This is a genomic window from Pedobacter sp. 10L46_2, assembly GCF_056395165.1.
In genome coordinates this window covers 1-7,294 of record NZ_JBFTIZ010000386.1, presented here as the reverse complement: position 1 = coordinate 7,294, position 7,294 = coordinate 1, and the positions used below count along the sequence as shown (strand labels likewise).

5 protein-coding genes and 1 pseudogene are annotated in these 7,294 nt (G+C 38.1%); 3 read left to right on the top strand and 3 right to left on the bottom strand.

Annotation, left to right across the window (positions count from 1 at the left end; all coding sequences use genetic code 11):
- Window positions 1–416, bottom strand: a 416-nt coding sequence (locus tag AC1DDX_RS25485; RefSeq protein WP_477622828.1) for a M24 family metallopeptidase, incomplete at its 3' end; no start/stop codon positions are given.
- Window positions 417–856: 440 nt separating this feature from the next.
- On the opposite strand from AC1DDX_RS25485, the gene AC1DDX_RS25480 reads away from it, so the two are divergent.
- Window positions 857–1,537, top strand: coding sequence for a hypothetical protein (locus tag AC1DDX_RS25480; RefSeq protein WP_477622827.1), 681 nt, complete (start codon window positions 857–859; stop codon window positions 1,535–1,537).
- 116 nt (window positions 1,538–1,653) lie between these two features.
- Here AC1DDX_RS25480 and guaB read toward each other — a convergent pair.
- Window positions 1,654–2,969, bottom strand: a pseudogene (guaB, locus tag AC1DDX_RS25475) (IMP dehydrogenase).
- Between the two features lie 173 nt (window positions 2,970–3,142).
- Here guaB and AC1DDX_RS25470 point away from each other — a divergent pair.
- Together AC1DDX_RS25470 and AC1DDX_RS25465 are read left to right on the top strand one after the other, a co-directional pair.
- A complete protein-coding gene (locus tag AC1DDX_RS25470; RefSeq protein ID WP_172663787.1) occupies window positions 3,143–3,955 on the top strand; it encodes a hypothetical protein in 813 nt (270 codons plus the stop codon).
- Window positions 3,956–3,968: 13 nt separating this feature from the next.
- Window positions 3,969–5,639, top strand: a complete 1,671-nt coding sequence (locus AC1DDX_RS25465) for an IPT/TIG domain-containing protein (RefSeq protein WP_337715153.1) — start codon at window positions 3,969–3,971, stop codon at window positions 5,637–5,639.
- A 78-nt stretch (window positions 5,640–5,717) separates the two neighbouring features.
- Here AC1DDX_RS25465 and AC1DDX_RS25460 read toward each other — a convergent pair.
- On the bottom strand, window positions 5,718–7,294 hold a 1,577-nt coding region (locus tag AC1DDX_RS25460; RefSeq protein WP_477622826.1), incomplete at its 5' end, for a beta-N-acetylhexosaminidase.

Below are 7,294 nucleotides of genomic sequence, written 5' to 3'. Positions count from 1 at the left end.
CCTTTTATCTGATCTATGGCTTTACGCAATATTTGTTTTGATGCATCTACAAGCGGCTGAAGCTCATTTATATCTTCCCCTAAAATAAAAGAACCGCCATTGTCAGCCCAAAAGCCATTTAACTCGGCAGATACATCAATATTAATGATATCGCCTTCTTTAAAAACTTTATTTTCTGTAGGAATACCATGAGCAATCTCATTATTCACGCTTATGCACGTCCATCCAGGGAAGTCATAAGTCAGCTTAGGTGCCGATTTTGCGCCTAAGGCGCTTAAAATTGCTCCTCCAAAATCATCCAATTCTTTAGCTGTCATACCTGGAGCAGCATGTTCCCTCATTTGTTTAAGGGTTTCTGCTATCGCATTACTGATCTGTTGCATTCCTGAAAGTTCTTCGTCTGATGTAATTGACATGGTCTTTTTTTATACAAAGATAGAAATATTCAACAATCTGTAGAGGAACTCCAAGCCGGATTAACAACAGTAAAAGCAAGCGACATTAAAAACTCAGTAGAAGTTGCTGTAAGACAAGATAGTACTACAAAAACTCCAGTTGAATTAAAAGACCTACCTGAGCCGGTTCAAAAAACTTTACAAGCTGAACCAGCAAAAGAATGGACTCCAACTGCAGCATTCCTTGTTGTTAACGCAGACAAATCTGAGTATTACTTGATCAATGTTAAAAAAGGAGAAGAAACAGGATCTCTTAAGATCGACAAAGACGGTAAAGTGGTTCAATAAATCACGATACATATATAGCTAATACACACAAAAGCCGGAGGATTCCGGCTTTTGTGCTTTTTATTAAACCGATATTTAGAATAAATCATCATATTTAATCGTTGTATATAAATATGAGAATAGGACTAATTACGCTTTTATTATTTTGCGGCTATGCTACTACGTATGCTCAATCTTTCAAGTATCCGGTGCTTAACCCTCAAGGAAAAACCATAAAATCACTTATACCCGGAGATTTGAATAATGATAAAGTTGAAGATCTGGCCTTGATTTATGAGTTTTACGCTGCTGTTAAAGAAAACAGGGCGTATGGAGATAATACAACAGAACTTATCACCGAAATCCAAAGACCCAGGATGCTGGCAGTCTATTTTAAATCGGGCAGAAATTACAAATTAGTTACCCAAAACAACAATTTTATTTTAAGATCAGAAGAAGGTGGCTCAATGGGTGATCCCCTCCGTCCTTTGGTTATCGCAGATAATGTACTCAACCTCGCTTTTGAAGGAGGCGCAAATTGGAGATGGAAACTTAATTACAGCTTTAAATATCAGGATAAAGATTGGCAGCTTACCAAGGCAAGCAATTACTCTTATCATAGCGGATCTGGTGATATGAATAGTAAAAAGTATGATTTTGTAAACAAGAAACGCATTATTACTATTGGTAAAATCAATAATAAGGATTCAGGAAACGAGATTATTGAACAGAATTTAACATTTAAAACGCTGCGTACTTTTTCGAGCTTTAAAAAACCCTGGACCTGGGAATTGGGCCCAGATGAGTTTCTATAACTCCTACCACATATCATACTCAACTTAGACTCTGGTAAAGTAGTCTGTTTTAACGCAAAAAAGGGCCTGAATCACCACTGATTCAGGCCCTTTTTTGAATTATTTAATCCAAATTATTAACGTGAATAATTTGGAGCTTCTTTAGTGATTGAAATATCATGAGGATGACTCTCTCTCATTCCGGCAGCTGTAATGCGTACAAATTTAGCTTTCTGTAAATCTTCAATAGTTGCAGCACCACAATAGTGCATACCTGCTCTTAAGCCTCCTACATATTGATAAATCACCTCGGCCAATGTTCCTTTATAAGGTACGCGACCAACAATACCTTCCGGCACCAATTTGGTAACTACATCTTCCTCATCCTGGAAGTAACGGTCTTTTGATCCTTGTTGCATTGCTTCAACAGAGCCCATACCACGGTAAGATTTAAACTTACGTCCTTCGTAAATGATGGTTTCACCTGGCGACTCCTCTACTCCGGCGAATAAAGATCCTGCCATAATAGAGCTAGCTCCGGCTGCTATAGCTTTAACAATATCTCCTGTTTGTTTGATACCACCATCAGCAATTACAGGAATTCCTGTGCCAATTAATGCCTGAGCACATTCAAAAACTGCATATAACTGTGGTACACCAACACCAGCAATGATTCTGGTAGTACAGATAGAACCTGGACCAATACCCACTTTTACTGCATCAGCTCCGGCAGCTGCCAAAGCTCTTGCAGCTTCCGCTGTAGCAATATTACCTGCAATAACCTGTAAGTCGGGGAACTTAGCTTTAATGGCCTTAACCATATCGATAACACCTTTAGAGTGACCGTGAGCAGTATCAACTGTAACTACATCAACTCCTGCTTGTACCAGTGCAGCAACACGATCAATGTTATCAGCAGCTACACCTACTGCAGCACCTACACGGTTGTACCCTCTGCAGCAGTGATCAGGTTTTCGCTAGTCATCACTTCAGAAACTTTACGTTGCATATCTTTTTGGAAGCGCAAATCTCTATTGGTAATTATACCAACCAATTTACCATCTGAATCTATAACAGGAATTCCACCTATTTTAAACTCTTTCATGATCTGAAAAGCATCGGCAACCTTGGCATCTTTACTTAAAGTAACAGGATCCTGGATCATTCCGCTTTCTGAGCGTTTTACTTTTCTTACCTCCTCTGCCTGACGCTCGATGCTCATGTTTTTGTGAAGCATACCGATACCACCTGCCTGGGCAATGGCAATAGCCAATCCAGATTCAGTTACAGTATCCATTGCAGCAGAAACTACAGGAACATTAATACGTATTTTTTTTGTAAGGAAACTCCCTGTATCCACGTCACGTGGCAGAACTTCAGAGTAAGCTGGTACTAATAATACGTCATCGTATGTTAGACCTTCGGCGATAAATTTATTGGGATCGAGTTGCATAGCAAATAATTTATGAGTTACTATTTGCCGGGCAAAAATACGATTATTATTGATACTGTGCAACAGTTTTAGAAATATTGGGCTTAGGCACTAAAAGTTTACAATTAAATTAAATAGCGCCAGAAAATAATATTGAGCAAATTGTTTTATACTTTTGCGTAAAAATTAACGACATGAAGAAAACGCTCTTTTCAATTGCGCTTGCAATTGCTACAACGGCATGCTATGCCCAAACGCCAAAAGTTAAAACTGACACAGTTATAACTGATCTATCTTACACAACTGTTGATAAAACTACCCAATCTCTAAAGCCAACTACAGGTGCAATAGTTACAGAACTTAATTTCAATCCCTTTAAAGGAAACTTAAGCTTAAACAACTCTCTTAATCAGATTAAGGTAAGATATTTTATTAGCCCCGACATTGCTTTAAGACTAGGTTTTCACGCAAGTCAAAAGGATTCAACCGCAAACGTAAATAATCCCTACGGGCCACAGGGTATTTTTGTTAAAAATGAAAGAAAAAGCACTTTAATTGGACTTAATTTCGGTGTTGAAAAACATTTCAAAGGCACCAGGCGCTTATCCCCCTACATCGCTGCAGATATTTCGGTAAGCAGTAAATCTGCAAATCAGGAAATTAAGGACAATGGCGTTTCTACATCCATTAAAAATGGCTGGCTCGAGACAATCTATTTACCAAACAATCAGAGCTATTACACTCAACTTCAAGAAAATGCATACACTCGATATGGCATCAATCTAATTACAGGCTTTGATTTTTATATTGCCAAAGATTTCTTTTTTGGTTATGAGTTCAATTTTAACTTATCAAAAACGGAATATAAAAATATTCGAACCACAGTTACGGGACAAAATACTGGCACAGGGCAACCGACTACCAACTTCAACGATACAGGAAAGAAATCTGCATCAACATTTGGCCCTACACTAATAAATGGCGTCCGTATTGGCTATTCATTTTAATACGGAACTCGATATGAAAAAGAATATATTACTAATAGCGATTACTTTAATTTCTTTACTTCAGTTTCAAAGCTGCAAAAAAGACAATCTTACCGGTCCGGAAATTCAAACGTTATCAGCGACTGCACTGGCGCCAAACGCTGCAACCTTTATTGGCAACATTGTTAGTAAAGGTAATTTTAATCCTTCTGACTACGGTTTTATATACAGTACAACATCAGATGTTAGTGATGTAAAAGGAACAAAAGTTTCTTTAGGTAAAGATGTACCTCAAGGAGAATTTACAAAGGAAGTCCGTAACCTTAGCCTAAATAGTCCATATTATCAATCAACCCTTTTTGTCAGGGCTTATATAACAGATGAAAAAGGAACTGCATTAGGGAAAACTATACAAATAAACCTACCTACTCAACAGGCTGGGAATGTTAGTCCAAATTCCGGAAAAGTGGGAGATCAGGTTAAGATTACCGGAAAATTCTATATAGAATCCGATAGCGCAATTGAAGTTACCTTTAATAACATAAAGGCCAAAGTACTATCTATTTCCGATACAGAAATTGTAGCTGAGATACCTCAAGGGATTCAAGCAAGACATGGTAATCAGCTTAGTATAGAAGTAAGCATTAGCGGACAGAAGGTTTCAGTTTCAAATGGTTTTACTATATACGCCAATGTTAAAGATTTTTCTCCAAAATCAGGACCAATAGGTACACTGGTTACTTTTACGGGTGACAATCTTCCTGACTACTATAATTACCCAAGTACTTTTAGCATATTTTTTGGAAACATACAGGTAAATACCTTATATGGAAGCATCCCTCAAATATCCGTGCCTTCTACCGTTGAGGTGAAATCAGAAGTTTCAGTAAGATTAGCCGATAAAAAATTTGTTTTACCAGGCGAGTTTACAGTTACTCCTCCAGTAATAACTGGCCTGAATCCAGCGGTCACTTTACCCGGAACTTCAGTTGCAATTTCCGGTAATAATTTCCCAGGCAATTTCGAACATAATCAAGGGATGCCTACTGCTACTATTGGAAGCACGGATGCGCAAGTTTTTCCTGATTATCAAGGTGGTTTTACTATGATCGTTCCTGAAAGCTTGTCAGCAGGTGATTATACAATTACCTTTAAATCAGGTCCAAATACGGTAACCGCACCTAAGAAGCTTAAAGTCCTTTCTTATGCATTTACTAATTTTTCGCCTGCATCCGGTGCTCCTGGTATGGAAATAGATATTACAGGAAATTTTATTAAAGATCAGAGTTATTATGTTTACTTTGGAACTATACCTTCTTCTGGCGCCGCTACTTCCGCAACAAATTTAAAAATAGCCGTTCCAGGAGGAATTAATGCGGGGAATGTAAAACTTTATCTGGAATTTGCCGGAAAAAAATATACAATAGCTAAAGAATTTAAAATGCTTGGACCCGCTATTACTTCTTTTACACCAACATCTGCCGTTGCTGGATCCATTGTAACGATTAAAGGTGAGGGCTTTGCGCAGAATTATTATAGCACTGTTGTTAAATTCGGCACTATTGAAGCACCGATTACAAGCATCACCGAAAACACAATCACTGTAGCCGTACCTTCCAATTTAAATCCAGGAACGATGAAATTAACTGTGATTTCGAATGGACAAACGGTGATAAGTTCTACTAATTTTACCGCTACAAACTAAAGTAATAAACACATTATATTAAACTAAAGAGCTTATCTAATAAATTGAGATAAGCTCTTTTAGTTTAGAAACAAACCTTTACAATCCAGTATCAAAACGCTTAACCCCTGTCCCTATTCTAACAGGTTCAGGATTCTTTGCAGGATTAAATGGATCATAATAATAAATTGATGCTTGCTGAAACAGCGGCATATGCTTTTTTAAACGCTGAATAAATGCTTGGAAATCCTTTGCGTTTTTACTCCATGCAGCTTCTGCAAGTGCAGTTATTCGCGGAAACAACAGGTAATCTAATCGTTGATCGCTTTGAATCGTCTCGGTCTGTTTTTTACTTACTGAACCATCTAAGTAATTATCCTGGGAAAAGGAGTAAGCGCTTTCTAATGCATTGTATAATTTATTGCTCCATTTGCGGCCGTAATTATGGGTGCTATCCTGAACAAAATCAAAATAAAATGGCAGTCTCGGACACAGGACAGTTTGGTATCCCTTTTTAAGAGATAGAGTTAACATATCGGGTTTATCATGTCTCCACCAGAAGATAATTGTCTTGTCTTTAGGGAGATCAACTTCCGCCATCTCATCCCACACAAGTAATTTCGCATTCATACTGTATACCGAATCTGCCATACGTTTCATGAAGTATTTTTCTACTTCTTTAACATTTGCCAGTCCTTTACTTTGCATTAGCGTTTTAATATCCGCATTTGTAGACCATTGCTGATTGCCATAGCTTACCTCATCGCCCCCAAGGTGAATCATTCCTGAAGGAAATAATGCATTGGTTTCGCGCAGGATATTTGAAAGATATTGATAAGTACCTTCTTTACCAGGGTTGAATGTGAATTCAGGATGTCCTTCAGACCCACCTCCACTAAATTCTGGATATGCGCGGTTCGCGGCAGAAGCATGTCCTGGCATATCTATCTCTGGAATAACAGTAATAAATCTCTGGGCCGCATAAGCGACTACTTCCTTCACCTGTTCTTGCGTATAATACTGTGAGGGTAAAGTTCCATTCAAAAAATCACCAATGCCACCAATTAGAGCGAGTCCCGGATATTTTTTAATTTCAATACGCCATGCAGGCTCATCGGTAAGGTGCCAATGGAAACGATTCAATTTATAGAAAGCCATCCAATCCAGAATAGATTTAACTTTTGCTACACCAAAGAAATGTCTTGATTCATCAAGCATCAAACCTCGCCATTCGTATAAAGGACTATCCTGTATCTTCCATCCTTCTAACGAAAGTGAACCTTTTAGATTTTTCGACTGTCTGGCAATCTGCAGCAACGACACAACCCCATAGAAAGCCCCTTCAGCATCACTAGCTGTTATTGCAACTCCTTTTGAATTGATTTCCAAAGTGTATATGTCTGAGCTCTTTTTTGATGTAAGTACTAATTTTACCCCAGGTTCTTTTGATGTATTGGCAACACTTAAAGGTAGACCCTGCTCTTTCAGTAATTCTTGTTGAAGATAATGAGCCACCGATTTTAAAAGTTCAGATTCTGCAAGTATAGGAGTATGCCGAGTGAGCACAAAAGAGCCATCGGTTTTAGCAAACTTTACTGGCTGAGGGATAATCGGACATACTTCCTGAGCATTTGTGATTTGATAACCAATCAGCAAACTACAAACCAGTATTAATC